General features: G+C 58.2%; 2 protein-coding genes and 1 pseudogene. All 3 read left to right on the forward strand.

Annotated elements, in window-relative coordinates; all coding sequences use genetic code 11:
• Nucleotides 1–309, forward strand: a pseudogene (locus ACQUQ1_RS22010) (hypothetical protein); the annotation flags it as partial.
• Nucleotides 310–311: 2 nt separating this feature from the next.
• Complete coding sequence (locus ACQUQ1_RS22015) at nucleotides 312–1,427, forward strand: hypothetical protein (protein WP_435066329.1); 1,116 nt, start codon at nucleotides 312–314, stop codon at nucleotides 1,425–1,427.
• A 2-nt stretch (nucleotides 1,428–1,429) separates the two neighbouring features.
• Nucleotides 1,430–2,235 (forward strand): hypothetical protein (locus ACQUQ1_RS22020; protein ID WP_435066330.1); only part of this gene is annotated, 806 nt, incomplete at its 3' end.

The following is a 2,235-nucleotide window of genomic DNA, read 5'->3' on the forward strand; positions in this document are numbered from 1 at the left end:
GCGATAACTGAACTAATCTTCTCCGGGGACGTTCCCAATCCAATTGAGAACCCCAGAGGCAGTGGAATGCACGAAACAGACCGGGTAGTAGTCTCCCCTGGCGAGACAGCCGACCTGTTCAGTAATTCGTTCCCGTTCGGTTCAGAGAGTGAGGACGGAATGGGGTGTTCTCCGGATGGTAACAGCGGGCAGTTCACGGTTATCGTCGAGACTCAAGTCAGTAGCAATCGGGTCACGAATACCTACGATGTCCAGTATTCCGGGTCTGACGAGATGACTGACTGTGAGGTCACGATCACGGAGGCCTGACGATGGTTGATCTCATTGACGTCGTCCTTGAGGGTATCAAAGGCGTCGTTGATTGGTTCATCGGGCTGTTTATGGACGGTCTCAGGTCGGGGTATGAGACTCTGTCGGAGGGGATGTTCGGAACCCCGACCCCAGAGACGAACGGAGCATTTGTCTTCGGTGAACCAACCAACGCACCCTGGCCAGCGATTCACGATGCTCTCATCGGCGGCGAAATCATGCTGGTCGCTCTTTTGCTCCTCGTGATGAGCGTCCAGGGGCGTCACACGGTTCGAATCTTCAATATTGGAAGTACCTACGAAGCCCGAAAAACGAAGAAGACGGCCTGGGTCGGTGCCTTTCTAATCATTACGTGGTATTGGGTTGGAACTCTTGCGCTCTACCTCGTCGACGGGTTCACCATTGCACTGATGCCGGAGCTTTCCTCCGTAGCCTCGGCAATGCTTCAGTTCTTGGGTGCAGCCATCACAAACCCAGGACTGGGGCTATTGTTCGCCGTGATTGGTGGAATCTCGATGTGGGCGCTGGAGGCGCTGTTCTACATCCGGATGATCCTGCTCTATGTCTACCTGTACGGAATGCCGATTGCATTTGCACTGGCCTACGGAAACATTCCGGTCGTATCCGATATCGCGATGGGATTCTGCAAACGGTTTGTCCCGTTGGCTGTCCTCCCGCTCCCAGCTGCGATGGTCCTCAAGGGATACGATTTGATCTACAGCGGTGGAACGCTCACACCAGGAACAGCATTCCTCAAATATCTCGTCGCTGCGTCTCTTCCGCTGGTCGCCCTCTACATCACGTGGAAGACGTTCAAATACGCGACCCCGTTGACGGCCAAAGTCGTCGGCGGTGCGACGAAAGGCGTAGCACTCGTTGGCGGTGTCGCCGCTGGAGCCTACGTCGGTGGCGCCGGCGTCGCGACGACCGCCGCTCGGTGGGGGCCGAAAGCCGCTGCCGGTCATGCCGTCGCGCAAAAAGCGGCTGCCCGCGGTGGGCATGGAGGAAACGATGGCGGCACGCCGTCGTACCGTCGAACAGAGAACGACCCAGGTGGAGCGACAGCGGAATCGGCGAGTGACGACCGTGGGATGGAGTTTGATCGAGGAATCCACTAACAATGTCAGCAGATCAAGACGCGGCCGCACGGCGCATCATGGATCAGTTCGGCGAGGAGAGCCGCATCCCGTATCTCAATATCGAGGAAGGGGACGTCGGCATGCTCATCGCCTTCCCCATTATTGGGCTGTTTATCGCTGGCCTCACCGGGATCGAGTCGCTTGCCCTCCCGTTCGTCGCTGGCGGGCTTGGCTTTGGCGTCGCCGTCATCTACGTCTCACCAACCCACCTGAATGCCTGGACGTGGACCAAAGACGTCTATCGATACCTCAAACGGCCTCAGGTCACGTTCAGTGCGCCCGCCGAAGCCGACACGAGTACCAACGAGACAGAGCGCAACCAAGGCGGACTCGCGAACTACACGCCGTTCAAGCCGGACGAGCGAACGCAGGACCTCACGAACATCAAGCGAGCGTGGCCGGGCGCTGGTGCTATCCAGCGTGAAGACGGCGCGATGGAGGCGTTCATCGAGATCGATCCGGCCAATATGGACTTCGCGATGTCCGACGACTGGGCGCAGCTCCAGGACGCTGGCGAAGAGTTCGCTAACAAAGAGCTGGACTCGAAGCTCAAACTCCACGCCACAACCCGCTCTTTCCCAGTCGAGCAGATCACTGAGACCATCGAGGATCGACTCACTGACGAAGACGTCACGGAGAACCCGATTTTCCGGGAACTCCTCGAAGAATATCGGGAGACACGGCCGAAAGAGATGCGTGACCGGGGCATTCAGCAGGTCCGGTACTACATCGGCGTTGAAGTCAGCCCGATAGAAGTGTACGACCGCTTCCGCGACGAGGGCACCCC

The organism is Halobaculum sp. EA56, from assembly GCF_051195075.1.
Lineage (GTDB): Archaea > Halobacteriota > Halobacteria > Halobacteriales > Haloferacaceae > Halobaculum.

Coding starts and splice junctions, on each gene's coding strand:
- ACQUQ1_RS22015 (WP_435066329.1), top strand. CDS start 312: ATGGTTGATCTCATTGACGTCGTCCTTGAGGGTATCAAAGGCGTCGTT.